Source organism: Paraburkholderia tuberum STM678, from assembly GCF_902833905.1.
GTDB lineage: Bacteria > Pseudomonadota > Gammaproteobacteria > Burkholderiales > Burkholderiaceae > Paraburkholderia > Paraburkholderia tuberum.
The window spans coordinates 25724-51136 of record NZ_CADFGP010000015.1 but is presented as its reverse complement, the minus strand read 5'-3'; the positions used below and the strand labels follow the sequence as shown (position 1 = coordinate 51136).

The 25413-nt window shown below is 66.4% G+C and carries 17 protein-coding genes; 7 read left to right on the top strand and 10 right to left on the bottom strand.

The features are described from left to right. Window positions 1–38 precede the first annotated feature (38 nt). Window positions 39–1055: a glycosyltransferase family 2 protein gene (locus HWY30_RS15280; protein ID WP_090803673.1), complete on the top strand. Its 1017-nt coding sequence runs from the start codon at window positions 39–41 to the stop codon at window positions 1053–1055. Between the two features lie 43 nt (window positions 1056–1098). Here HWY30_RS15280 and HWY30_RS15275 read toward each other — a convergent pair whose 3' ends face one another. Together HWY30_RS15275 and msbA are read right to left on the bottom strand one after the other, a co-directional pair. Further along, a complete protein-coding gene (locus tag HWY30_RS15275) occupies window positions 1099–2151 on the bottom strand; it encodes a glycosyltransferase family 2 protein (RefSeq protein ID WP_090803672.1) in 1053 nt (350 codons plus the stop codon). Between the two features lie 124 nt (window positions 2152–2275). After that, window positions 2276–4069 carry a lipid A export permease/ATP-binding protein MsbA gene (msbA, locus tag HWY30_RS15270; protein WP_090803670.1) on the bottom strand — a complete coding sequence of 598 codons (1794 nt, stop codon included), beginning with the start codon at window positions 4067–4069 and terminating at the stop codon, window positions 2276–2278. A 241-nt stretch (window positions 4070–4310) separates the two neighbouring features. On the opposite strand from msbA, the gene HWY30_RS15265 reads away from it, so the two are divergent. Beyond that, window positions 4311–5072 (top strand): glycosyltransferase family 2 protein, encoded by a 762-nt coding sequence (locus HWY30_RS15265; RefSeq protein WP_090803668.1) that lies wholly within the window; start codon window positions 4311–4313, stop codon window positions 5070–5072. A gap of 48 nt (window positions 5073–5120) precedes the next feature. On the opposite strand, the gene dnaE is transcribed toward HWY30_RS15265, so the two are convergent. Next, window positions 5121–8687, bottom strand: coding sequence for a DNA polymerase III subunit alpha (gene dnaE / locus HWY30_RS15260; RefSeq protein ID WP_090803667.1), 3567 nt, complete (start codon window positions 8685–8687; stop codon window positions 5121–5123). A gap of 335 nt (window positions 8688–9022) precedes the next feature. Here dnaE and HWY30_RS15255 point away from each other — a divergent pair, with 335 nt between their 5' ends. Together HWY30_RS15255 and gluQRS are read left to right on the top strand one after the other, a co-directional pair. After that, complete coding sequence (locus HWY30_RS15255) at window positions 9023–9886, top strand: sulfurtransferase (RefSeq protein WP_090803666.1); 864 nt, start codon at window positions 9023–9025, stop codon at window positions 9884–9886. Window positions 9887–9938: 52 nt separating this feature from the next. Then, window positions 9939–10829 (top strand): tRNA glutamyl-Q(34) synthetase GluQRS, encoded by an 891-nt coding sequence (gluQRS, locus tag HWY30_RS15250; protein ID WP_090803664.1) that lies wholly within the window; start codon window positions 9939–9941, stop codon window positions 10827–10829. A 107-nt stretch (window positions 10830–10936) separates the two neighbouring features. Here the strand turns inward: gluQRS and HWY30_RS15245 are convergent, their stop codons facing one another. The 6 genes from HWY30_RS15245 to purT all read right to left on the bottom strand — a co-directional run bounded on the left by HWY30_RS15245 (window position 10937) and on the right by purT (window position 18206). Beyond that, entirely contained in the window at window positions 10937–12403 is a 1467-nt protein-coding gene (locus HWY30_RS15245) for a DEAD/DEAH box helicase (protein ID WP_090805645.1), read from the bottom strand. A 374-nt stretch (window positions 12404–12777) separates the two neighbouring features. Next, a complete protein-coding gene (locus tag HWY30_RS15240; protein ID WP_090803662.1) occupies window positions 12778–14214 on the bottom strand; it encodes an aldehyde dehydrogenase family protein in 1437 nt (478 codons plus the stop codon). A 32-nt stretch (window positions 14215–14246) separates the two neighbouring features. Then, on the bottom strand, window positions 14247–15899 hold the full coding sequence (locus HWY30_RS15235; protein WP_090803661.1) for an acetolactate synthase large subunit: 1653 nt from the start codon (window positions 15897–15899) through the stop codon (window positions 14247–14249). Between the two features lie 254 nt (window positions 15900–16153). After that, window positions 16154–16537, bottom strand: a complete 384-nt coding sequence (locus tag HWY30_RS15230) for an MliC family protein (RefSeq protein WP_090803659.1) — start codon at window positions 16535–16537, stop codon at window positions 16154–16156. A gap of 136 nt (window positions 16538–16673) precedes the next feature. Continuing rightward, window positions 16674–16886, bottom strand: coding sequence for a DUF6726 family protein (locus HWY30_RS15225; RefSeq protein WP_090803657.1), 213 nt, complete (start codon window positions 16884–16886; stop codon window positions 16674–16676). Window positions 16887–16991: 105 nt separating this feature from the next. Further along, a complete protein-coding gene (gene purT, locus HWY30_RS15220; protein ID WP_090803655.1) occupies window positions 16992–18206 on the bottom strand; it encodes a formate-dependent phosphoribosylglycinamide formyltransferase in 1215 nt (404 codons plus the stop codon). 559 nt (window positions 18207–18765) lie between these two features. Between purT and HWY30_RS15215 the strand changes: the two genes are divergently transcribed. Further along, on the top strand, window positions 18766–19302 hold the full coding sequence (locus HWY30_RS15215) for an META domain-containing protein (protein ID WP_090803653.1): 537 nt from the start codon (window positions 18766–18768) through the stop codon (window positions 19300–19302). Window positions 19303–19415: 113 nt separating this feature from the next. Then, window positions 19416–23483 (top strand): FtsK/SpoIIIE family DNA translocase, encoded by a 4068-nt coding sequence (locus tag HWY30_RS15210; protein WP_090803651.1) that lies wholly within the window; start codon window positions 19416–19418, stop codon window positions 23481–23483. A gap of 104 nt (window positions 23484–23587) precedes the next feature. On the opposite strand, the gene HWY30_RS15205 is transcribed toward HWY30_RS15210, so the two are convergent. Further along, complete coding sequence (locus tag HWY30_RS15205; RefSeq protein ID WP_244144917.1) at window positions 23588–24979, bottom strand: lactonase family protein; 1392 nt, start codon at window positions 24977–24979, stop codon at window positions 23588–23590. A gap of 267 nt (window positions 24980–25246) precedes the next feature. On the opposite strand from HWY30_RS15205, the gene HWY30_RS15200 reads away from it, so the two are divergent. Beyond that, a complete protein-coding gene (locus tag HWY30_RS15200) occupies window positions 25247–25399 on the top strand; it encodes a DUF3096 domain-containing protein (protein WP_013088853.1) in 153 nt (50 codons plus the stop codon). Window positions 25400–25413: the final 14 nt, after the last annotated feature.

Below are 25413 nucleotides of genomic sequence, written 5' to 3'. Positions count from 1 at the left end.
CGGCTAGAATCTAGGCCAATCGCCTTCGTCCCGACTCCATGACCGATAGCCCGCCGTCCGCCGCAACCGCCGACACCACCCGCCCGCTCGTCTCGATGCTGCTGATCGCCTACAACCAGGCAGAGCAGATCGGCGACGCCGTGCGCAGCGCGCTCGCGCAAACCTACGAGCCGCTCGAAATCATCGTCTCCGACGACGCGTCCAGCGACGCCACCTACGCCGCGATCGAAGCGGCGCTCGCCGGCTACGCGGGCCCGCATCGCGTGATCGCACGGCGCAATACCGTGAACCAGGGCATCAGCGCGCACCTGTCGCAACTCGCGCAGCTCGCGCACGGCGAACTGCTGTTCGTCGCCGCCGGCGACGACATGTCGACGCCCGAGCGCTGCGAGCGCGTCGTCGACTGCTGGCTCGCGCATGGGCGCCGCCCCGACCTGATCGCCACCGATCTCGCCGACATGGACGAAGCGGGTCACGTGCACGAGCGCGTGAGCCCGACCGAGCTCGATCGCTATCGCAGCTTCGACGACTGGCTCGTCGAGCGTCCATGGCTGATCGGCGCGGCACATACGTGGTCGCGACGCCTGATCGAGCGCTTCGGGCCGATGCTGCCGGGCGCCGCGGCCGAGGATCAGATCATGGTGCTGCGCGCGATCCTGTCGGGCGGCGCGATCAGTCTGCGCGAGCCGCTGGTGCGCTATCGGCGCGGCGGACTTTCGCGCAAGCGCCGCTACCAGTCGGTCGACGAGCTGATCGCGCGGATGCGGCAAAGCAATCGCTACGGACTCGCGGAGCTCGCGCAACTGCAGCGCGACGCTCAGATCGCCGGTGTGGGCGAACGCATGCGCGCGGCGATGGCGCCGAAGCTCGCGCGCGAGCAGTTCATCCATGCGATGTTCGAAGCGGGCAGCCTCGGCGAACGCCTCGGGCTGGTGACGCGCAGCGCCGGCGTGAAGCTCGGGCTGCGGATTCGGATGTTCCTGTATGCGAGTTGCCCGATGGTCTACGCGCCGGGCATCTGGATCAAGCGGGTCGTGCGGGGCAGAAAGGCCTGAAGACGACGATACGGTCTCGCGGTGCCTGGCGACGCCACATCGGTCACGAAAGTCCGCGCGACGCACCCCGCCGCTGCCGCAAGCGTCGCGCGAGACTCGGCCTTCGCACCTCGACGCCGAAGCTCAGCACGCTCGCGCGCAAGCGCCGCAGGATCTTCACCGAGCGCACGAAGGTCTCGCCGGTGTGGCTGATCATCACGAACTCGAATGCGCCGCGCCAGCTCGCGACACCGCGCGAAAACGCATACATGTCGTGACGCGCATCGACGGGCAGCTCGGCGCCGAAGCGTCGCACGAACACCCGCACCTGATCCGCGATGGCTTCGATCTGCCGCTGCCGGCTCGCGCCGCGCCGTCGTGCCGCCTCGGCGCCGCATTCGTCGCGCGCCGGGCCGCGCTCGTTGGTCGCGCTTGCGCCGACCGCATTGCCGTCATGCTGCCGATACTTCAGATGCGGCGCCGCGACGTGGCGAATCTCGCCGAACGACGCGACCACCATCGCGAGCCACCAGTCGTGCATCACGATGCCGGGCGGGAACGGCAGCGCGCGTTCGAGCGTCGCGCGATTGACGAGCATCGCGCAGCCGGGCACATGGTTGCTCAGCAGAAAATCGCGCAGTCGCGTCGCGCAGCGCGACTTCGCGGTGATATCGAACAGCGAGCGTGACATACAGCACAGCGTCGAGTCGACGAGCTCGATGTCGCAGAACGCGAGCGCCGGCGTCGCGGCGGCGTCGCCCGCGCTTTCCACGCGCCGCAGCTCGCGCATCAGATCGGTGACCTTCTCGGGCGCCCAGACGTCGTCCTGGTCGGCGAGCGCGATGTAGTCGCCGCGGCAGCCGGCGAGCGCGCGCTCGAAATTGCCGACGATGCCGGCCCGCGTGCCATCGCCGACGAGCCGCACCGGCACGCGTCCCGTATGGGACGCGAGCAGTTCGCGGGTGCCGTCGCAGGAGGCGTCGTCGGATACCACGACTTCGAGATGGGGCCAGCTCTGCCCTTCGAGCGAAGCCAGCAGCTCGGGCAGATAAGTGCGGCCGTTGTACGTCGCGAGCGCGATGGAGACGAGCGGCTTGCTCGGATCGTCGTGAGACATGGGCAGTCGATTTCCGCGAGGCGGACCGTGATTGCCCGCCAGCATGCGATTAGCGCCGAAAAAGCGCAATAAATTGAGACTTAAACGCAACACCGGCCCGCGCTCCCGTTCGCAATGTGCCGGATCAAACCGGGCTTTGCTGGAACTGGATGCGATGCAGATGGGCGTACAAGCCGTCGTGCTCGAGCAGCTCGCGATGGCTGCCGCGCTCGACGATCCGCCCCGCCTCCATCACGAGGATGCGGTCGGCGCGCTCGATCGTCGACAGGCGGTGCGCGATCACGAGCGTGGTGCGGCCTTTCATCAGCGTTTCGAGCGCCGCCTGCACGTGGCGCTCGGACTCGGAATCGAGCGCCGACGTCGCTTCGTCGAGAATCAGGATCGGCGCGTTCTTGTAGATCGCGCGCGCGATCGCGAGACGCTGGCGTTGGCCGCCCGACAGCATCATGCCGTTGTCACCGACGAGCGTCTCGATGCCCTGCGGCATCGCCTGCACGGTGTCCCACAGGTTCGCCGCGCGCAACGCCGCCTTGACCTTCTCCGCATCGACTTCCTGACCGTACGCGACGTTGTGCGCGATGGTGTCGTTGAACAGCACGACGTCCTGGCTCACCATCGCGATCTGGCTGCGCAGCGCGTGCAGGTCGTACTCGGGCAGCGCGACGCCGTCGACCAGAATCGCGCCGCCGGTCGGATCGAAGAAGCGCGGCAACAGGTTCACGAGCGTGGTCTTGCCGCTGCCCGACGGCCCCGCGAGCGCGACCATCTCGCCCGGCGCGATCTTGAACGACACCTGGTCGAGCGTATGGCGGTTGTGCGTGGAGTTCGTGCCGTAGATGAACGACACGTCGCGGAACTCGACCTCGCCGCGCGCGTGAGCGAGCGGCTTGCCGCCGCCTTCCGGCTCGGCCGGCTCGTCGATCAGGCCGAAGATCAGCTCGGCCGCGGTCATGCCGCGCTGCAACGGCTGGTTCACGTCCATCAGATGCTTGAGCGGCGAGATGATCAGGAGCATCGACGTGACGAACGCGACGAAGCCGCCGACCGTCGTCTGATCCGACGACGACTGCACCACCGCGATCGTGATCACGACCGCGAGCGCGATCGACGCCAGGAACTGCGTCAACGGCTGCGCGAGGCCACCGGAGACCGTCATGCGCATCGCGTAGCCGCGCAGGCGCCGGCTCATCGCGGTGAAGCGGTCCGTCTCGTATTGCTCGCCGTTATGCACCTTGACGACCTTGTAGCCGCCCACCGTTTCTTCGACGATATACGACAGCTCGTTGGTGAGCAGCTGATGCTCGCGGTTCAGTCGCCGCAGCCGGCGATTGATCTTGCCGACCAGCCAGCCGATGCCTGGCAGCAGCACCGCGACGATCAACGTCAGGCGCCAGTTCAGATAGAACAGATAGCCGAGCAGGAAGATCACCGTCAGCGAGTCGCGCACGAGCGTGACCATCACGCTCAGCAGCACGTTCAGGATCTGATTGACCTCGAAGACGATCGCGTTGATCACCGTGCTCGCGGTTTCGCGCTGGAAGAACGCGACGCTCGTGTGGATCATGCGGTCGAACATCTTCAGACGCAGCTCGAGCAGGATCTTGTTCGACACGTACGCGAGCAGATAGCCGGACGCGTACTGCGACACGCCGCGAATCAGCGCGAGGCCGATCACCGCGATCGGCACGAGCCACTTGGTCTTGTCGACTGCGTGCGAGCCGAAGCCCTTGTCGAGCAGCGGCTTGAGCAGCGCGGGAATGGCGGCGTCGGTGCCGGCGCTCACCGCCATCGCGATGATCGCGCCGACCCCGACCCACAGCAGCGGCTTGATGAAAGGCCACAGGCGCCGCAGGACGACGGCCGGCGACGACGCATCGCCTGCCCCCATGGGTTTGCTTAACGTTGGCTTCGCGCTCAAGGAATCCTCTGGAAATGCGGAACGGCGAGCACGCGGCGCATGATCGGACGGCCGCGTGAAATATCAAAAAAGAGCATTGTAATCGGTTGCAGATGACGGCCGGCGCTCGGCGCGCGACGGCATGCGCGCAACGCCCGGCGGATCGGTGCCGTGGTGTGGGGACGGATGAGATGTGTATACTCGCTGCTCGATTGCCGGGTCGCGACCCGCTCCGTCACTTCGTCCTCCACGCAACTCAGGTATGCAAGAAACCACTCTTGGCGTTGCCATCATCACCCGGAACGCGGCGGCGCGGCTGGCCGAATGCCTGCAGGCCGTGGCCTTTGCCGATCAGATCGTCGTGATCGACGGCGGCAGCACCGACGGCACCGCCGACATCGCCCGCGCGCACGGCGCGCGTGTCATCGAACAGACGGACTGGCCGGGCTTCGGCCCGCAAAAGAACCGCGCGGTCGATGCACTGACCACCAGTTGGATCCTCTCGCTCGACGCCGACGAAATCGTCACGCCGGAACTTGCCGCATCGATTCGCGCGACGCTCGCCGCGCCCGCCGCCGACGTCTACGCGGTGGACCGTCTGTCGAGCTTCTGCGGCCACTGGGTTCATCACAGCGGCTGGTATCCCGACTGGATTCCGCGCCTCTTCAAACGCGGCACCGCGCGCTTCTCCGACGACCTCGTGCACGAGCGCCTCGTGTTCGACACGCCCGCGCAACGCCTGACCGGCAAGCTGATGCACTACTCGTACGAGGACTACGAGGGTGTGCTGCGCAAGCTCGACGCGTATTCGACGGCCGGCGCGCGGCAGCGTTACGAAGCCGGGCAGAAAGGCAGCATTCGCCTCGCGCTCGGGCGCGGCCTGTGGGCGTTCGTGCGGACTTATCTGCTGCGGCGCGGTTTTCTGGATGGCCGCACCGGGCTGATGATCGCGCTGTTCAATGCGGAGACGGTGTACTACCGGTTTCTGAAGCTGGCGCGCCTGGAAAAAACGGGCGGGCGGTAAGGCTAGCCGGTACACGCGGCACTGGCCCATCCACACCGCGGACCGCGCTCAATACACGATTTCGATCGAGCTTCCCGCAAACTCGCCGCGCAGCGCGGCGAGCAGTTCATCGGTCGGCTTCACGCGCCACGCGTCGCCCAGACGCATTTCGCCTTGCGCATGCTCGCTGCGATAAACGACCTGCACCGCGAGCCCGTTCGGAATCTGCACCGCTTGACGCTGACGGCCGCCGTCGCCGCCGAAGCCGCCACGCCCACCGCCATTGCCGCGCGGCGCGGCCGCCGGCGCGGCTGTGGCGGACGGCTCGTCCTTGCCGGCGGTGTGCGCTTCGAGCACCCGGCGCAATGCCTGCGCGTCCGCGTTGCCGTTCATCTGCACCTTCAGCGAATCCGCGTAACGGCAGCGCGCGCGGCCGAGATCCATCACCGTTTCGACCGTGAAGCGGATGCCGCCCGTGAACGCGTCGTTGCGCGCCTGGCCCTGCACGACCAGCAGCTCGTCTTCCTTGAACAACTGCTTGTGCTCTTCGAAGACCTCGTTGAACACCGTCACTTCGCACTGGCCGGTGCCGTCGTCGAGCAGCGCGATCAGCATCTTGCCGCGCTGGGTCATCTGCGTGCGCAGCGACACGATCACGCCCGCGACCAGCTTGTCGCGCCCTTCCTTCAGCTCGCCGATCTTCTGGCGCACGAAGCGACGCACTTCGTCCTTGTATGCATCGAACAGATGGCCCGACAGGTAGAAACCGAGCGCGGCCTTCTCTTCCTGCAGCTTGCGCTTTTCCGGCCACTCCGGTTCGTCGACGAGTTCGTGGCCTTGCGACGGCGCGTCGCCCATGTCGAACAGGCCGGCCTGCAGCGCATTGGCCGCCGCCTGCTCGGCCGCTTCCATCGCGAGCGACACCGACGCGATCAGCTGCGCGCGGTTCGGATGCAGCGTGTCGAACGCGCCGGCGCGAATCAGCGCCTCGATCGTGCGACGATTGACGATGCGCCGATCGACGCGGTTGCAGAAATCGAAGATGTCGATGAAGCGGCCTTCCTCGCGCGCGCGCAGGATTTCTTCGATCGCGTTCTGGCCGCTGCCCTTGATCGCGCCGAGACCGTAGCGGATCGTGCGCGAGCGCTTGCCGTCGGCTTCGGCGACCGGCTCGAAGCGATACGCGGACAGGTTCACGTCCGGCGGCAGCACGGCCATCTTGTTCGCGAGGCAGTCTTCGAACAGGATCTTGACCTTGTCCGTGTCGTCCATCGCGAGCGACATGTTGGCCGCCATGAATTCGGCCGGATGGTGCGCCTTCAACCACGCGGTGTAGTACGCAAGCAGCGCGTAGGCGGCCGCGTGCGACTTGTTGAAGCCGTAGCCCGCGAACTTCTCCATCAGGTCGAAGATTTCGTCGGACTTCTCGCGCGTGAGGCCGTTGGTGGCCGCGCCTTCCGCGAAAATTTCGCGGTGCTTGGCCATTTCCTCGGGCTTTTTCTTACCCATCGCGCGACGCAGCAGGTCGGCACCGCCCAGCGAGTAGCCGCCGATGATCTGCGCCATCTGCATCACCTGCTCCTGGTAGACCATGATGCCGTAGGTCTCTTTCAGAACAGGTTCGACGCGCGGGTCCGGATATTCCACCACCTCGCGGCCGTGCTTACGCGCACAGAAGCTCGGGATCAGGTCCATCGGACCCGGGCGGTACAACGCAACGAGCGCGATGATGTCTTCGAAGCGGTCGGGCTGCGCGTCCTTCAGCATGCCCTGCATGCCGCGGCTTTCCAGCTGGAACACGGCGACCGTATTCGCTTTCTTCAGGATCGAGAACGACGCCGGATCGTCGAGCGGCACCTGGGCGAGCGACCAGTCCTGCTTCGACGGATCGAGGCGGCGAATGTAGCGCTCGGCCCAATCCAGAATGGTCAGCGTGGTCAGGCCCAGAAAGTCGAACTTCACGAGGCCGACCGCTTCGACGTCGTCCTTGTCGTACTGGCTGACGACGCCGCTTTCGTCGCCCTGCGTGTACAAGGGGCAGAAATCGGTCAGCTTGCCCGGCGCGATCAGCACGCCGCCCGCGTGCATGCCGACGTTACGCGTCAAGCCTTCGACGCGCTGCGCGAGTTCGAGCAGCTGGTGCACTTCGTCTTCGTTGTCGAAGCGCTCCTGCAACAGCGGCTCTTCCTTCATCGCGTCGGCGATCGTCACGTGCTTGCCCGGCTTGAACGGGATCAACTTCGCGATGCCGTCCGTGAACATGTAGCCGAGATCGAGCACGCGGCCGATGTCGCGCACCGCCGCCTTCGCCGCCATCGTGCCGAACGTCGCGATCTGCGACACCGCGTTCGCGCCGTATTTCTCCTTCACGTACTGGATCACGCGATCGCGGCCGTGCTGGCAGAAGTCGATATCGAAGTCGGGCATCGACACCCGCTCCGGATTCAGGAAACGCTCGAACAGCAGGTTGTAGCGCAGCGGATCGAGATCGGTCACGCCGAGCGCATAGGCGACCAGCGAACCCGCGCCCGAACCCCGGCCCGGCCCGACCGGCACGCCGTTGTTCTTGGCCCAGTTGATGAAGTCCGCGACGATCAGGAAGTAGCCCGGAAAGCCCATCTTGATGATCGTGCCGCACTCGAATTCGAGGCGCTGGTAGTACGTCGGGCGTTGCGCGTCGCGCTCGGCCTCGTCCGGATACAACTGTTCGAGCCGCTTTTCGAGGCCCTCTTTCGATAGCTGCACCAGGTAGTCGTCGAGCGACATGCCGTCGGGCGTCGGAAAGAGCGGCAGCTTCGGCTTGCCGAGTTCGAGCGTCAGATTGCAGCGCTTGGCGATCTGCACCGTGTTCGCCAGCGCCGAAGGAATGTCCGCGAACAGCGTGGCCATTTCCTGTTGCGTGCGGAAATACTGCTCGGCCGTGAAGCGCTTCTGGCGACGCGGATTCGCCAGAATGTCGCCTTCGGAAATACACACGCGCGCTTCGTGCGCGGTGAAGTCGTCCGGCGTCATGAACTGCATCGGGTGCGTCGCGACGACCGGCAGTTTCAGCGATGCCGCGAGCGCGACCGCCTGCTGCACGTACTGCTCGCCGCCAGGCTGGCCGTAGCGCTGCAGCTCGATATAGAAGCCGCCTGGGAACACCTTCGCCCAATGCTGCGCGTGGCGCTTCGCCGCCTCTTCGTTGCCGGCCGCCAGCGCGAGACCGATGTCGCCCTGCTGCGCGCCCGACAGCGCGAGCAGCCCTTCGCCCAGACCGGATTCGAGCCAGCCGGCTTCGATTTCCGCGCGGCCGCGATACTGGTTCGTCAGCGAGGCCTTGCTGAGCAATTCGCAGAGGTTCAGGTAACCGCGGCGGTCCTTGACCAGCAGCAGCAGGCGGGAAGGCTTGTCGCGGTCGTCAGGATTGGTGATCCAGACGTCGCAGCCGGCAATGGGTTTGATCCCTTTGCCACGCGCTTCCTGGTAGAAACGGACGAGGCCGAACGCGTTGCCGAGGTCGGTAAGCGCGAGCGCGCCCTGACCGTCTTTGGCCGCCGCCGCGACGATGTCGTCGAGACGCACGATGCCGTCGGCAATCGAGAATTCGGAGTGAACGCGGAGATGAACGAAGCGGGGATCTGACATGGGCGACATTGTAACTCCACCCTTCCGCGGATTTCAGGTCAAAACGGCGCGTTGGCCATGCGGCCAGGACGAGGTCGGCGCGAGCGCTGTTTGCGCTAGCGCAACTCGTTAGCCATTCGGCCAGGTCGGGGAAAATGCCGGGTTGAGGGATAATAGGGATTTCGCCTCTCTCGACGTGGCCATTTAACCGGCAAACGCGCGGCAAACGCGAGGCAAACGCGCGGCAAACGCGCGCGAACCCGCGCGTCAAACCCCGGGTCTCCCCGGGTCTCATACGGGGCGCAACAGCGGCGGCACATCCCGCCGCCCCTCGCCACGCCGGCCATCTTTACCGCAGAACACACATGAGTATCGTCAATCTCGCCGCGTATCAATTCGCGACCATCGAAGACACCGCCGCCTGGCGCCCGTTCGTCACCGAACGCTGCAATGCGCTCGGCCTGCGCGGCACCATCCTGCTCGCGCCGGAAGGCATCAACCTGTTCATCGCCGGCACGCGCGAGAACACCGACGCATTCATCGACTACATTCGCCACGACGCGCTGTTCGAAGGCAAGTTCGCGAATCTGCAGTTCAAGGAAAGCCTGTCGGACAAGCAGCCCTTCACGCGCATGCTGGTCAAGCTCAAGCGCGAGATCATCACGATGAAAAAGCCGGCGATCCGCCCCGAGCTCGGCCGCGCACCGTTCGTCGACGCGCCGACGCTGAAGACCTGGCTCGACCGCGGTCACGACGACGAAGGCCGTCCGGTCGTGATGCTCGACACGCGCAACGCGTTCGAAGTCGACGTCGGCACGTTCGACAACGCGCTCGACTATCGGATCACGAAGTTCAGCGAATTCCCCGAGGTAATCGAGAACAACCGTGCCGATCTCCAAGACAAGACCGTGGTGTCGTTCTGCACGGGCGGCATCCGCTGCGAGAAGGCCGCGATCCATATGAAGGAGGTCGGCATCGAGAACGTGTACCAGCTCGAAGGCGGCATCCTCAAATACTTCGAGGAAGTGGGCGGCGCGCATTATCACGGCGACTGCTTCGTGTTCGACTACCGCACCGCGCTGAATCCGCAACTCGAACCGACCGCGACCGCGCAATGCTTCGGCTGCCGCGCGGTGGTCACGCCCGAGCAACAGCAATCGCCGATGTACGTCGCGGGCAAGACCTGTCCGGCGTGCCATCCGGACAGCAAGGCCGCGTGCGCCGCGTAATGACAGCCGGGGGGCTCCGTGACGCGGGCGCCGCACCTGTCGTCCCCAAACCATGACCTATCGCGGACGCTTCGCGCCGTCGCCGACCGGCCCGCTGCATTTCGGCTCGCTGGTCAGCGCGCTCACGAGCTGGCTCGACGCGCGCGCGCAGCGCGGCGCGTGGCTCGTGCGCGTCGAAGATATCGACGGACCGCGCACGGTGCCGGGTGCCGCCGAGGACATCCTCGCGACCCTCGAACGCTTCGGCATGCGCGCGGACGAAACGCCGGTCTGGCAAAGCCAGCGCATGGCGCGCTATCAGCACGCGCTGGAGCAGTTGAAATCGACCGGTCTCGTCTATCCGTGCGGCTGCACGCGCAAGGAAATCGCCGATTCGCTGCTGCACGCGCACGCGCGCAACACCACACTCGCCTACCCCGGCACCTGCCGCACGGGTCTGCATGGCAAGCCGGCGCGCGCGTGGCGCCTGCGCGTGCCCGACGGCGAGCCCGCCGTGATCACGTTCGACGACCGCTGGCAGGGTCCGCAGACGCAAAATCTCGCGACCGAGGTCGGCGATTTCGTGCTGCGCCGCGCGGACGATCAGTGGGCATATCAGCTGGCGGTGGTGGTGGACGATGCGGACGCGGGCATCACGCACATCGTGCGCGGCGAGGATCTGATGGATTCGACGGCGCGGCAGATTTATCTGCAGCGTTGTCTGGGTGTGGCAACGCCTGAGTATCTGCATGTGCCGGTCGTCACCAACGAGCACGGCGAGAAACTGAGCAAGCAGAACGGCGCGACCGCGCTCGATAGCGACAAGCCGCTCGAAGCACTAGGCGCGGCGGCACGGCATCTGGGACTGAAGTTGGGAAGCGAGCCGCCCACGACGCTGGAGCAGTTCTACAGCGCCGCGACCGCGGCCTGGGCAAAACGGATGAACATTCGCGCATCCCGATGATGCGCACGCGTGAAGCCTGCTGCGTTTTCCGAGACATCGAACCGCGCGGCCCCACCGTTTTTACGCTCGAGGCGTTGCACCCCGAGCTCTGAACCCGACAGCCCGTCTTACGACGACGAAGGCGTCTTCCTCGGCATTCCGAAGCCACCGAGCAACGCGGCCAGTTGCCGCTTCGGCGCCGTCTTTTGCGGCGCGGAGTTCGACGCGGCCGTCTCCTCGATCTTGAGCACCGATGCCGGCGACGGCTCGTACGGCTTCAGGAAGAAATCGTCGACCGGTTGCGCGCGATGATGATGCGCACGGTCATACGAACCCGACGCCCCGCCCGGGCGACGGCGGCTGCGCTCGTCGCGCGATTCGCTGCGCTCGCGGCGCGGCGGACGGTCCTCGTGATGATGGCGCACCGGCGCCTCGACGGTCAGGCGCTGCAAGTCGAGCGGACGCTTGATCAGCTTCTCGATGTCGGCCAGTTGCTTGCGCTCGTTCGGGCTGCACAGCGACAGCGCGTCGCCCGATGCGCCCGCGCGGCCCGTGCGGCCGATACGGTGCACGTAGTCTTCGGCGTTGAACGGCAGGTCGAAGTTGATCACGGTCGGCAGTTCGACGATGTCGAGACCGCGCGCGGCGACATCCGTCGCGACGAGCGCCTCGACTTCGCCGCGCTTGAACGCATCGAGCGCCTGCATGCGCTCGCTCTGCGTGCGGTCGCCGTGAATCGCGGTCGCGACCACGCCGTCGCGTTCGAGACTGCGCGCGAGCCGGCTCGCGCCGATCTTGCTGTTGCAGAACACGAGCACCTGCTTCAGGCCACGCTCGCGGATCAGCTGCACGACCGCGCCGGTCTTGTCGCCCTCGGCGACTTCGTAGACGATCTGGGTGACATTGGTCGCGGTCGAGTTGCTGCGCGCCACTTCGATGGTCTGCGGGTTGCGCAGATACGTCGCGGCGAGCTTCTTGATTTCGCCCGAGAACGTCGCGGAAAAGAGCAGCGTCTGGCGCTCTTTCGGCAGCAGGTTCAGGATGCGCTGCAGGTCGGGCAAGAAGCCCATGTCGAGCATGCGGTCGGCTTCGTCGAGCACGAGCATCTGCACCTGGCCCAGGTTCGCGGTTTTCTGCTGCACGTGATCGAGCAGACGGCCCGGCGTCGCGATCAGGATTTCGACGCCGCGGCGCAACTGGTCCGACTGCGGATTCATGTCGACGCCACCGAACACGACCGCGCTGCGCAGCGCCGTGTGCTTCGCGTACGCCTGCACATTCGCGGCGACCTGGTCGGCCAGTTCGCGGGTCGGCGTGAGGATCAGCGCACGGACCGGATGGCGCGCCGGCGACGCGCTCGTACTGGCCTGCGGCAGCAGACGCTGGATGATCGGCAGCGAGAAGCTCGCGGTCTTGCCGGTGCCGGTCTGCGCGGCGCCCATCACGTCACGGCCCGCCAGCACGACCGGGATCGCCTGCGCCTGGATCGGCGTGGGCGACGTGTAGCCCGATTCCTTGATGGCCTTCAGGATGTCGGGCGCGAGGCCGAATTGATCAAAAGTCTCGGTGCTGGGCGTGACGGCTGTGTCGGACATGGTGGCTTTCGCTAAAAAGGCGCGTGGCGCGATGCGCGCGGCAGCGGTCGGGACCGCGGAGGGCATCAGGATGAAGGCGGAGCCACGTCGTTCCGCGCGAGACCCGTCTGAGTTCGGATAATGCGGCCGGCTCCGGCTGGCGGAAGCATCCGCCGAAAGCCGAGTATTGTAGCACTTCAGCAAAAACGCTCGTGACGGCTGGCCGGCCGGCGGCTCGCGGCCGTTGCTTCGGTCGCAGCGTAGTGCGCACAGACGACAGTGGCGTGACAGCCGGGCACTTCGGCGGGCGGCACGCGGCGTTCGTCAGCCGTCCCCGCGCCCGCACCGGCCCCATTGCGAACGGTCGCCCGCCCCCGCTCACGTCAGCTCGCCCCTCACCACGTCTCGCGCATCACCATCAGCCGCATCTCGGTCATGTCCTCGATCGCGTAGCGCACGCCCTCGCGCCCGAGCCCCGAATCCTTGACGCCGCCATACGGCATGTTGTCGACGCGGAACGACGGCACGTCGTTGATCACGACCCCGCCCACTTCGAGCGCATCCCACGCGCGATGCGCATGCGCGAGCGAATCGGTGAACACGCCGGCCTGCAGGCCGAAGTCGCTGTCGTTGACCTGCGCGAGCGCCGCCTCGAAATCGTCGAAGCGCTCGAGTATCGCAACCGGTCCGAACGCCTCCTTGCGATACAGATCGGTGTCGCGCTTCACGCCTTCCAGCAGCGTCGCCTCGAACATCGCGCCGTCGACCTTGCCGCCCGCGACGATCTGCGCACCCGCCTGCACCGCCCCCTCCATCCAGCCAGCGAGCCGCTTCGCTTCCGATTCGGAGATCATCGGCCCGACGAAGGTCTTTTCGTTCTTCGGATCGCCCATCACGAGCGACTTCGTCTTCGCGATCAGCTTCTCGCGCAGCGCGTCGTAGACGCTCGTGTGCGCGAGAATCCGCTGCACGCCGATGCAGCTCTGCCCCGACTGATAGAACGCGCCGAACGCGAGCCGGTCGACCACGTAGTCGAGCTTGCCGCCCTGATCGCCATCGACGATCGCCGCCGCGTTGCCGCCCAGCTCCAGAATCACCTTCTTCTTGCCGGCTTTGCGCTTCAACTCCCAGCCAACCGCGGGCGACCCGGTGAACGACAGCAGCTTGAAGCGCTCGTCGGTCGTGAACAGGTCGGCGCCGTCGCGATGCGCGGGCAAAATCGAGAACGCGCCCTTCGGCAGATCGGTTTCCGCGAGAATTTCGCCCATGATCAGCGCACCGACCGGTGTGCGGCTCGCCGGTTTCAGCACGAACGGCACGCCGGCCGCGATCGCCGGCGCGACCTTGTGGGCGGTCAGGTTCAACGGAAAATTGAACGGCGAGATGAACGAGCACGGCCCGATCGGCACGCGCTTCACATAGCCGTGATACCCGTTCGCGCGCGGCGAAATCTGCAGATTGATGATCTCGCCGTCGATCCGCACGCTCTCCTCCGCGGCGACCTTGAACGTATCGATCAGGCGCGTGACTTCGCCCTTCGAATCGTTGATCGGCTTGCCCGCCTCGATGCACAGCGCGAGGGCGAGTTCGTCGTAGCGCTCGTGAAAGCGCTTCACGCAGTGCTCGAGCACCGCCTGGCGCTTGAACGGCGGGTAGGCGCGCATGGCGGGCATCGCATCGACCGCCAGGCCGATCGCCTTGTCGATCGCGGCCGCGTCGGCCATTGCGACGCGCGTGGCGACTTCGCCGCTGAATTTGTCGGTGACTTCGAGATCGGTGTTGGCGGCCACCGGCTCGTTGGCCAGGTAGTACGGATAGGTTTTCTGCAACATGTCGCACTCTCCTTGATTCGATGCACGGATGCTCAAAGCCGCGCGGACAGCCGCTTGATCTCGCGATTGAGCACGCGCTCGTTGTCCGAATAGTCGATCGGCACGTCGATCACGTGCACGCCCGGCGTCGCGAAGCACTCGCGCAACAGCGGCGCGAACTGCTCGGCCGCCTCGATCCTATGCCCCTGCGCGCCATAACTCTGCGCATAGGCGACGAAATCCGGGTTCGCAAGCGTCATGCCGTAGTCCGGGAAGTTCATGTTCTCCTGCTTCCAGCGGATCATGCCGAACGCGTCGTCGCGCAGAATCAGGATCACCAGATCGAGCTTCAGCCGCACCGCCGTTTCGAGTTCCTGCGAGTTCATCATGAAGCCGCCGTCGCCGCACACGGCGATCACCTTGCGCTCCGGATGCACGATCTTGCTCGCGATCGCCGACGGCAGCCCCGCGCCCATCGACGCCAGCGCGTTGTCGAGCAGCAGCGAATTCGGCTCGTGCGCGCGGTAGTAGCGCGCGAACCAGATCTTGTACATGCCGTTATCCAGACACACGATGCCGTCGACCGGCGTGGTCTCGTACACGTCGTTGACGATCCGCACCGGGTACATCGGAAAGCGGTCGTCGTGCTGGCCCTTCACCAGATGCGCCTCGAAGTGCTCCTTGATCTCCTTGAAACGCGTGAAGTCCCAATGCTCCTGACGCGTCTTCAGGCTCTCCTTGAGCTGCCACACCGCGTTGGCGATATCGCCGACCACTTCGATCTGCGGGAAATACACCGGATCGACTTCGGCGCCGAGGAAGTTCACGTGGATCACGGTCTTCTCGCCCGCCTCGCCGCTGCGCATGAAAAACGGCGGCTTTTCGATCACGTCGTGACCGACGTTGATGATGCAGTCGGCGTGCTCGATCGCTCGGTGCACGAAATCGCCGTCGGAGAGCGTCGCGTTGCCGAGCCACATCGGATGCGATTCGTCGATCACGCCCTTGCCCATCTGCGTGGTGAAAAACGGAATGCCGATCTGGTCGACGAACTCGCGCAGCATCTTCGTGGTGGTTTTGCGGTTGCCGCCCGCGCCGATCATCAGCAGCGGATGCTTCGCGGCGGTGATCGCCTCGACCGCGCGCGCGACCGCCCTTTCCTCGGCGACCGGACGGCGGCTGTAGCTCTTCGGAATCGGCTTGCCGTCGCCCTCTTCGTGCGCGACGTCCTCGGGCAATTCGAGGTGCGTGGCGCCCGGGCGTTCCTCCTCGGCGCGGCGCACCGCCTCGCGCACCGTCGCCGGAATGTTGCCGATCGACACGATCTGCCGTGTGTACTTGGTGAGCGGCTCCATCATCCGCACCACGTCGACGATCTGGAAGTGCCCCTGCTTGCTCGATTTGATCGGCTTCTGGCCCGTGACCATCAGCATCGGCATGCCGCCCAGCTGCGCGTAGGCGGCCGCGGTCACGAAGTTGGTCGCGCCGGGGCCGAGCGTCGCCAGACATACTCCCGTGCGGCCGGTGAGCCGCCCGTAGGTGGCGGCCATGAAGCCGGCCGCCTGCTCGTGGCGCGTGAGGATCAGACGGATTTTCGAGCGGCGCAGCGACTCCAGCAGATCGAGATTTTCTTCACCGGGGATGCCAAACACATACTCGACACCTTCGGCTTCCAGCGATTTGACGAACAGGTCCGATGCTTTCATTGAGGGGCTCGCTTGATGACTCGGGGAACGGACAATCGAAGACGACAACGACGGCTGCGCGCGAAACACCGCTCCGCGCGCGCGGCATGGCAAACGGCATGGCGAACGCCATGCCGGACAGCTTACTACTCGAACGGAAACGATGCGCGCGAGCGCACGAGGCGGCGCGGGACAGGAAGCCAGGCGCGAGAAGAAGAGGCGGCGGTAGGGAATGAAGCCGCCGCATGCGGTGCATGTGTCCGCCGATCAGCAAATCAGCGAATCACGGTCACGCAGTCGGAGAGAATCGGCGGCGCGTTCTCGCCGCTCGTCAGGTCATATAGATTGGCGCGCGGACCCTTGGTCCACCAGGTGTAGCTGCCGGCCTGGTACTTCGCACCGGACGCCGAGATCGTGTTGACGAACAGCATCGACGCGCCTTTCACCGGCAGCACGGCGAAGCTCTGGCCGTTCTGCGCGTTCCAGTAGGTGACTTGCAGGATCTTGCCGGTCGCGCAGGTGTATTTGCGCGTCTGATGGTTCTTGCCCTCGATGTGCTTGAATTGCAATGGCGCGGCCGATGCGCCGCCGGAAGATGCCGCCAGCCAGGCCACCGTCCATGCTGCCGTCGAGAGGATTGCAACACGCCATGTCTTCATCGAACACCTCGATTGTTGCGGGGGTCAGGCAGGGAGGGCAACACCGGCCGCGACGCCGGTCACAGCCGAGTCACGGCCGAGTCACGGCCGAGTCACAGACAGCTCATGGGCGATTCACGGACAGCTCAACGACGCTTCAAGGATCGATCACGCCGGCACACGCATCGGTCGGCGCAGCGGCGACGTGGCCGACCACCGGCACGATCTTCAGTCCCGCCGAAGCGATCCGGCACGGCGCGGCCGCGAGCCCGCAGCCGCTGATGCCGGCGCACAGCGCGAACGCCACGCCGAGTGCGCCGACCCGGCGAAGCGCGCCGCGCCATGGATTGCTGCGAGATTCAAGCGCCATACGATCCTCCTCCGATCTCTTTGCTTCGATAAGCCAGAAACGAATGCGGTGGGCTCTTTCGTGTGCGTCCCGCACACTTTTGCGCCGCGCCTCGCCGCCTGCCCGTTACTTCGCCGACACCGGCCGCACCGCTGCCGCCGCCTGCCTGGCACGCGAGCGCGCTTGCCCGATGTTCTCGCCGGTCGCGAGCGCGACGCCCATGCGACGTTTGACGAAGCTTTCCGGCTTTCCGAACAGGCGCAGATCCGCATTGGGCACCGCAAGTGCGGCCGCGACGCCTTCGAACGCGATGCCGGCCTCGTCGCGACCGCCGTAGATCACCGCCGACGCGCCCGCCGCACGCAGCGACGTATCGACCGGCAGGCCGAGGATCGCGCGCGCATGCAGTTCGAACTCCGAGAAGCGCTGCGAGCACAGCGTGACGAGCCCCGTGTCGTGCGGACGCGGGCTGACTTCCGAAAACCATACGTCGTCGCCGCGCACGAAAAGTTCCACGCCAAACAGGCCGCGGCCGCCGAGCGCCGCCGTCACCTTGTGCGCGATCTCGCGCGAACGCTCGAGCGCGAGCGGGCTCATCGGCTGCGGCTGCCACGATTCGACATAGTCGCCCGCGACCTGCACGTGGCCGATCGGATCGCAGAAGTACGTGCCGACCGCACCGCTCGCCGGGTCGATCGCGCGCACGGTGAGCTGCGTGATTTCGTATTCGAAGTCGATGAAACCCTCGACGATCACGCGCCCGAAATTCACGCGGCCGCCCGCCATCGCGTACTGCCAGGCGGGTTCGACGTCGGCGTCGCCGCGCAGCACCGACTGCCCCTTGCCCGACGACGACATCACCGGTTTCACGACGCACGGATAGCCGACCTTCGCGATGCCCGCGCGCAGCTCGTCGAGCGAATCGGCGAATGCGTACGGCGAGGTCGCGAGGCCAAGCTCCTCCGCAGCGAGGCGGCGGATGCCTTCGCGGTTCATCGTCAATTGGGTGGCACGCGCGGTCGGGATCACCTCGGCGAGCGCCTCGGTTTCGATCGCGGCGAGCTCGTCGGTGGCGATCGCCTCGATTTCGGGGACGATCAGATGCGGGCGCTCCTGCTCGACCAGCGCGCGCAGCGCGGCGCGGTCGGTCATGTCGATCACATGCGCGCGATGCGCGACCTGATGGCCCGGCGCGTTCGGGTAACGGTCGACGGCGATCACTTCGACGCCCAGCCGTTGCAGCGCGATGATCACTTCCTTGCCGAGTTCGCCGGCGCCGAGCAGCATCACGCGCGTCGCGGATTCAGAAAGGGGCGTGCCGATCCGTTGGCCGATCTGCATGGGAACTCCAGATAAAAGTCGGGATGAGGGTGGGATTGGACAGACCGCGATGTTAACATGCGGGCCCCTTGCCGCGCGGCGCTCAGGGTGCGCTTTGGGTGCGCTCGCGAGGCCGTGGCGGTCGAGCGGAACCGTGCCGCCGCGTCGACGTTCGCAGCCGCGATCACGTCACCGCGAGCATCGCTCGCGCACGACAAGCTTAGGGTCTGTTTACATATGGAACGCACGTGCGAATGCCCGCTATCGGCCGTCCCCCAAGGGGACTTCCTTCGGGGCGCAGGGCAAGGAGTAAGGAGCGCTGCGTGGCCGCGCCACGTGAGCGACGCACGACGCCGCCATGCGGCCGATAGCGGGCATTCCCCTGGAATGAAATTCAGAACTGGGGTTGCCGCGAGAAGGGCCGCTCGCAAGGATTGCGACGCCGCGAATACTCGACGTATTCGCAAGGAGCATGACGCAGCGAGCGGCCCTTCTCGCGGCAACGCACGTGCGTTCCATATGTAAACAGACCCTAGTACGTTACCCTTACGCCTTCGCCAGTTTGAACAGGAACGACGCCATGCTCATCCGCTCCCGCCCGCGACCTCTTGCGCGCATCATTCCGTGCCTGCGCACGGCCGTCGCCGCGTTGAGCATCGCCGCGCTGCTCGGTGCCTGCGCGATCCCGAAGCATCCGGACTCGTCGGCGCCGCCGCCTGATCCGTTCAATCCCGCCGCCGTGCAACTGCTCGACGACACCAGCTGGGTGCTGAGCTCGTGGAAGAACGCCGACGGCACGGCGCGCGCGGTGCCGTCGAAGGATCAGAAGCCGCTCACGCTGACGTTGTCGACGGAAGGCGGCCGGCGTCACGCGAGCGGCTTTTCCGGCTGCAACCGCTTCATGGGTTCGTACATGCTGAAGGACGGCAAGCTGAGCTTCGGTTCCCTCGCCGGCACACGCATGGCGTGCGTCTCGCCGGGCGGCGACATCGAGAAGCCGTTCCTCGATGCACTCGAGCGCATCGATCGCACCGGCGTGCAGATGCGAGCGCCGCAGCAGATGCAGCTAATCCTCGACAACGGCGACACCCTGATTTTCGATCGCAGCGACAAGTGATGCGAGTTTGCGCCGCGTTCGGGATTTGCGCCGGCCTTCGAAGCCGTGCGCTGCGCCGTTTAAACTCGACGGATTGCGCTTCTCGCGCGCTCCGTCATTCGTAGATGTCTGGTATGCACACGGTAGTTTTCGGCTGGTTCGGCGGGTCGGCCGTCTGGTTCATTCCTCTTTTGTGGCGCCTCGTGAAGTCGATGCTGCCGGGCGGCGCGGGTCTGCGCGGCCCCGGCACGATCCGGCTGTGGCTCGGCTTCGTCTGCGTGCTGATCGCGAGTTGCACGCTCGAGGGCTCGCTGATCGGCGTTGCCGGCATCAATGGTTTCGGTCATGCGCTCGCCGCGGGGCTTGGACATCTGCTCGGCCATGTCGGCACGCCGCTCGCGGCGCTCGCGCTGCTCGTGATCAGCCTGCCGTGGCTCGTCGACTTCCGCTGGAGCGACGTCGCCGTTTGGGCCGACGGCGCGTTCGGCCTCGGTCTGTCGCGGGGACTCGCGAAGCGCGACGAGGATGCGCGCCGCCACCGCAGCGTCGACGACGGCGCGCCGTCGCATGTGTCGCCTGCTACCAACACGATGGCGCCACGCAATAACAAGGGTCGCTACGCGCGGCCGACGGTGTGGCGTCCGCCCGCGAGCGGGCGCGGCGCGGGCTCCGCCGCTGCTGCCGGCACCGCGGCGGCTGGCATCGCGGTTAGCAAGGACGCTTCCGCCCGTGGCGCCGGCGCAAGCGGGCGAGCCGGTGCGGCCGCTGACGCGGCGCGCGGGCCGGTCAAGCAGACCGAGCCGGTGCTACGCACGGGGTCGAGCGCGTCGCCGCGCCCGGCAACGTCGACGGCAACGCAGGCGCTGCATGCGGACAAGGCTGCGGACAGATCCGCCGCACCATTCGTGCCGGCCGAGCCGGTCGCGCCGGCCGGCTGGTTGCGCACCACGGAGCCGCGCGCGGCGACGGCGGCGGCATCGCTGGGTGCGGCGGGTGCATCGGGCATGTCGGCTCGTGATGGCGCTGCGCAGGTCGGGCGGCGTTCGGTCGGAGATCAGCGTGCGGCCGCGTCGTTCGGCTCCAGTGCCGCGTTGGCGGCGACGGCCGCCAACGCGGCCGGCGTGTCGGCGCGAGCGGCACAGGCAATGGCGGGCCGCGCCGCCGCCTCGGGCGCCGGTATCGGCATCACAGCGGGATCGATGAATGCCGCGGGCCGCGCAAGCCGCCCGTCGTCGCTGCCACGTCCGGCCGACGGCAGCGCGCCGCTCAATCGCGGCGCGACCCCTCGTCAACCGTTCCCGGCCGCTTCGCGCGCCAATAGCGTCACCTCGCCGTCGACGGTGCGCCGGCCTACACCGAACTTCACCGGAACGATGACGAACGCGTCGACGGTCGCGCCGCCCGCGAGCGTCGAGGAAACGCTGCGCAGCATCGCGGAAAACGCCGCGCGCTGGACCGACATGGCCGGCGTGAGCCTGGCGCGCAGCCGTGGCGCCGATAGCACGAAGATTGGCGATGCAGAGCGTGCGTCGACGACGTTCGATGTGCCGCCGGCGCAGCGGGACGTGCTACCTGTCGAAAACGGCGAGACGGTTGCGGCGCCGCAGGCGCAGAGCGTGGAGAGTTCGGCGCGGATGGTGTCGCCGGCGCAGTCGCAGCAAGAAACCGCATCGGTCGAGTTGCCGGCTGAGCGTGCGGTGGCCGAGTCCGAGAGGTCGGTCGAGGGCGGCAACGAAGCGGTTGCGCAATGGCCGACCGAACCGCCCGTCATTCATGCGCCGCTTACGGCTGCGCCGCAGACGACGACTGCAACCGAGTCGGTGGCCGACGTGGCTGCTGCGGCTGTCGAATCCGCGGTTGTCGAGCCATCGGCATCCGCTGTGGCTGAGCCTGCCGCCACCGAACCCGCCGCAAGCGCGCCGCAACATGAGTCGCCGACGGCGACGCCATTCGAGCGCTTCGCAGCCAGCCTACGGGACGATGCTTCGCAAGAAGACGCACCGGCGGTTCAAAACGATTCGACGCAGACAGCAACAAACACCAGCGTCCCGGCATCGCAGGGGGAGGAATCCGCGCGAACCGTCGAACCGGCCACCGCCGACACCGCGACGCCTCCGCGAGCGCGGGCTCCGGCAGCCGAAATCGTCATCGACAAGACGCTCGTGCCTTGGGAGAGCAAGCTCGGCCCCGCCGCGGCTCAACGCGCGGCCGCGTCAGCGGACTCGCCGCAGACGGAGGCCGCCGCGCCGTCGAGCGCAAGCGTGCCGCCGTGGTCCGGCGCGACGGTCTCGGAACTCGCCAGCGAAAGTGCGCAGTCAGGTGAGCCCGCGACGTCGCACGCCCCTGCCCTGCCCGCTGTGAACGAGCCCGCGAACACCACCGCAAACGACTCGCCGTCGTCGACTTCGACGAGTGCGGCGAATCTCGCTATGCCGGCAACCGCACCGGCCGTCGTCTCGAACGTAGTCCGTTTCCCGGGCTTCGCCGCGCCGGCGACCAGCATCGAGCCTTCGGTCGGCGCAAGCGCAACGCCTGCCGCGAACACGCCGGCCGCCGAACCGTCGCCGGCTCCGTCGCCGGCTCCGTCGTCTTCGCCCGCGCTAACACCGCAACCGCAGGTCCAATCCGCCGACCAACCCACTGCCGAGCCCGCCGCCCGCCCGCCGCTGCCCGGCCACGCGCCGGTCAACGGCTTCGAGTTCCATGCGCCGGCCGCATCGATGGTCGAACTGCCGACGCTCGATCTGCTCGCCCCCGCCGATGCCGACATCGAACCGATCCCGGATGAAAAGCTCCGCGAAACCGGCCTGCTGATCGAGCAGCGCCTGCAGGAATTCAAGGTGCCGGTGATGGTGGTCGGCGCATCGGCGGGTCCGGTCATCACACGCTTCGAAGTCGAACCGGCGCTCGGCGTGCGCGGCAGCCAGATCGTCGGTCTGATGAAGGACCTGTCGCGCGGTCTCGGTCTCACGTCGATCCGCGTGGTCGAAACGATTCCGGGCAAGACCTGCATGGGCCTCGAACTGCCGAACGCGAAGCGCCAAACGATCCGCCTCTCGGAAATTCTCGAGGCGAGCGTCTACCAGAACTCGCACTCGCGACTCACGCTTGCGATGGGCAAGGACATCACCGGCCATCCCGTCGTCGCCGATCTCGCGAAGGCGCCGCACATGCTGGTGGCCGGCACGACCGGCTCGGGCAAATCGGTCGCGATCAACGCGATGATCTGCTCGCTGCTGTTCAAGGCGACGCCAGAGGAAGTGCGCCTGATCATGATCGACCCGAAGATGCTCGAACTTTCGGTCTACGAAGGCATTCCGCATCTGCTCGCGCCGGTCGTCACCGACATGAAGCTCGCGGCCAACGCGCTGAACTGGTGCGTCGGCGAAATGGAAAAGCGCTACCGGCTGATGTCGGCCGTCGGCGTGCGCAATCTCGCCGGCTTCAACCAGAAGATCCGCGACACCGAGGCGAAGGGCAAGAAGCTCGGCAACCCGTTCTCGCTGACGCCCGATGCGCCCGAGCCGCTGGCGCCGCTGCCGCTGATCGTCGTCGTCATCGACGAGCTCGCCGACCTGATGATGGTCGCCGGCAAGAAGATCGAGGAGCTGATCGCGCGGCTCGCGCAGAAGGCGCGCGCGGCCGGCATCCACCTGATCCTCGCGACGCAGCGGCCGTCCGTCGACGTCATCACCGGTCTCATCAAGGCGAACATTCCGACGCGCGTCGCGTTCCAGGTGTCGTCGAAGATCGACTCGCGCACGATTCTCGACCAGATGGGCGCCGAGTCGCTGCTCGGCCAGGGCGACATGCTGTTTTTGCCGCCGGGCACCGGCTACCCGCAGCGCGTGCACGGCGCGTTCGTCGCCGACGAGGAAGTGCATGCGATCGTCGAATATCTGAAGCAGTTCGGCGAGCCACAATACGAGGAAGGCATTCTCGACGGCCCGGCCGCCGATGGCGGCGCGGCCCAGGACCTGTTCGGCGAAGCGCCGGATGCGGAAGCCGATCCGCTGTATGACGAAGCAGTCGCGTTCGTCGTACGCACGCGGCGCGCCTCGATCTCGTCGGTGCAGCGGCAGTTGCGCATCGGCTATAACCGCGCGGCGCGGCTCGTCGAGCAGATGGAGACGGCCGGCCTCGTGTCGGCGATGAGCATCAACGGCAGCCGCGAAGTGCTGGCGCCGGGGCCGGCGGAATGAGCGCCCGGTGAATCGCTAACCGGGTCGGCGATGATCCGGAAGAAAAAACGGACAGCCTCAGGATGTGAGCTGTCCGTTTTTCATTTACCCGCGCGTGCCGCGCATCACGACGGTGATACCAGCTTGAAGTCGACCGGCGAGCCGAGATCGAAATGCTGCTTCGGGTTCGGATCGAGCAGCCCCGTCTGCGGATCGCGCTTGAACACATAGACCGTGTCGCTCAGCTGATTGCCGACGATCAGCCAGTTGCCGGTCGGATCGATGGTGAACTCGCGCGGCGATTTGCCGAGGCTCGACTGCCGACCGATCTGCTTCAGGTGTCCAGTGGCGGGATCGATCGAGAAGATCACGATCTCGTTCGCGTCGCCGCGATTGGATGCATACACGAAGCGTCCGTCCGGCGACATATGGATCGCCGCCGCGCCCACCTTCCCCTTGAAGTCAGGCTCGCTCAATGGCAGCGTCTGCACGAGCTTCAGCCTGCCGTCGTGGTAGTCGAACGTGCTGACGGTCGCCGCGAGTTCGCTCGTCAGATACGCGTGCTTGCCGTCCGCGCCAAAGATCAGATGGCGCGGACCCGTGCCGGCCTTCTGCTGCGTGTAGCCCCAGTTCGTCGCGATGAATGGACCCGCGCCGGCGCTGCTCTGCGGCGCGTAGCGGTACGAGTACAGCTTGTCGGCGCCGAGGTCCTGCGCGAACAGATAGCGGCCGTCAGGCGAGAACACGGTCGAATGCACGTGCGAGTTGTCCTGCCGCCCTTTCACCGGACCGCCGCCCTCGTGATGCACGGTCTGCACCGAGGTGCCGACCTGGCCGTTCGCCTGCAGCGGAAACACCGCGAAACTGCCGCCCGGATCGGGCGCGACCGAATAGTTCGCGCCCAGCAGATACTTGCCGTCCGCCGAGATGCTCAGATAGCACGGATCATTGCCGTCCGACGACACCTTGTTCAGAAACGTCAGTTGCCCGCGCGCGGCATCGAAGCCGAACGCGCTGATCCCGCCGCGCTGCGTGGCCGGGCCGTTGTCACCGGGCAATTCGTTGACCGAATAGACGAAGCGGCGGTCGCGGCTCACGACCAGAAACGACGGATTGACCGTCTGCGCGACCGACACCTGGGTCGCCGCGCCGGTCTTCGTATCGAAGCGAAAGACGTAGATGCCCTCGCTCCTGCCGCTGGTGTAAGTACCGACCAGCAGCGTATAGACGCCGTCCGCGGGGACCGGGCCAGAATCTTGCGCATACGCGTGCGAAGCAACAATCGAAACCATGAGCGCGAAACCTCTTATTATCGAACGGGCGGCCCGCAACGGCGTTGGCCGCGTTGCGCGCCGGGCGGTGCTTTCCGCCGTGCAATCCACGGCAGATGGAGCGGCGCGGTCAGCGCCACGCGGACGGGAACCCTGAAAGGCAACACTGGCAAGAACAGAAGTAAAAACGGAAGTCGGAACTGGGCGCACGGCAATACGCCCGACGGCACGGCGACTGTGAAGCATGAGACCTCCTCGACATCGGTTGTCTGGTACGGGCTCGCGTATGAGCCGGGGTACGAGCGGTTGTAACGGTGTCTGGTCTGCCGCGCCGCGAATCGAGCGTCGTTCCACGTTGTTGTTGTCGAAGTCAGTATAAGAGCGTCAGGTCGGATCATGCAGTGAATCCATCGCTGCGGCACGGTCTGCGCCAGCGGCTTGGGTCCCGCGCGGCGGGACGTTTTTCAATCGTTTCCTCAATCGCGCATCACGCGTCTCAACCACGGAGTCTCCATGAACGTCACTCTCAGCCTGGGCCCGCTCGTTTCGCTGATCGCCGGCATCCTGATCCTGATCATGCCGCGCCTGTTGAACTACATCGTCGCGCTTTACCTGATCATCATCGGCATCATCGGGATCTTCGGCGTGGGCTCGTCGCATCTGTGAGCGACAGGTGCCAC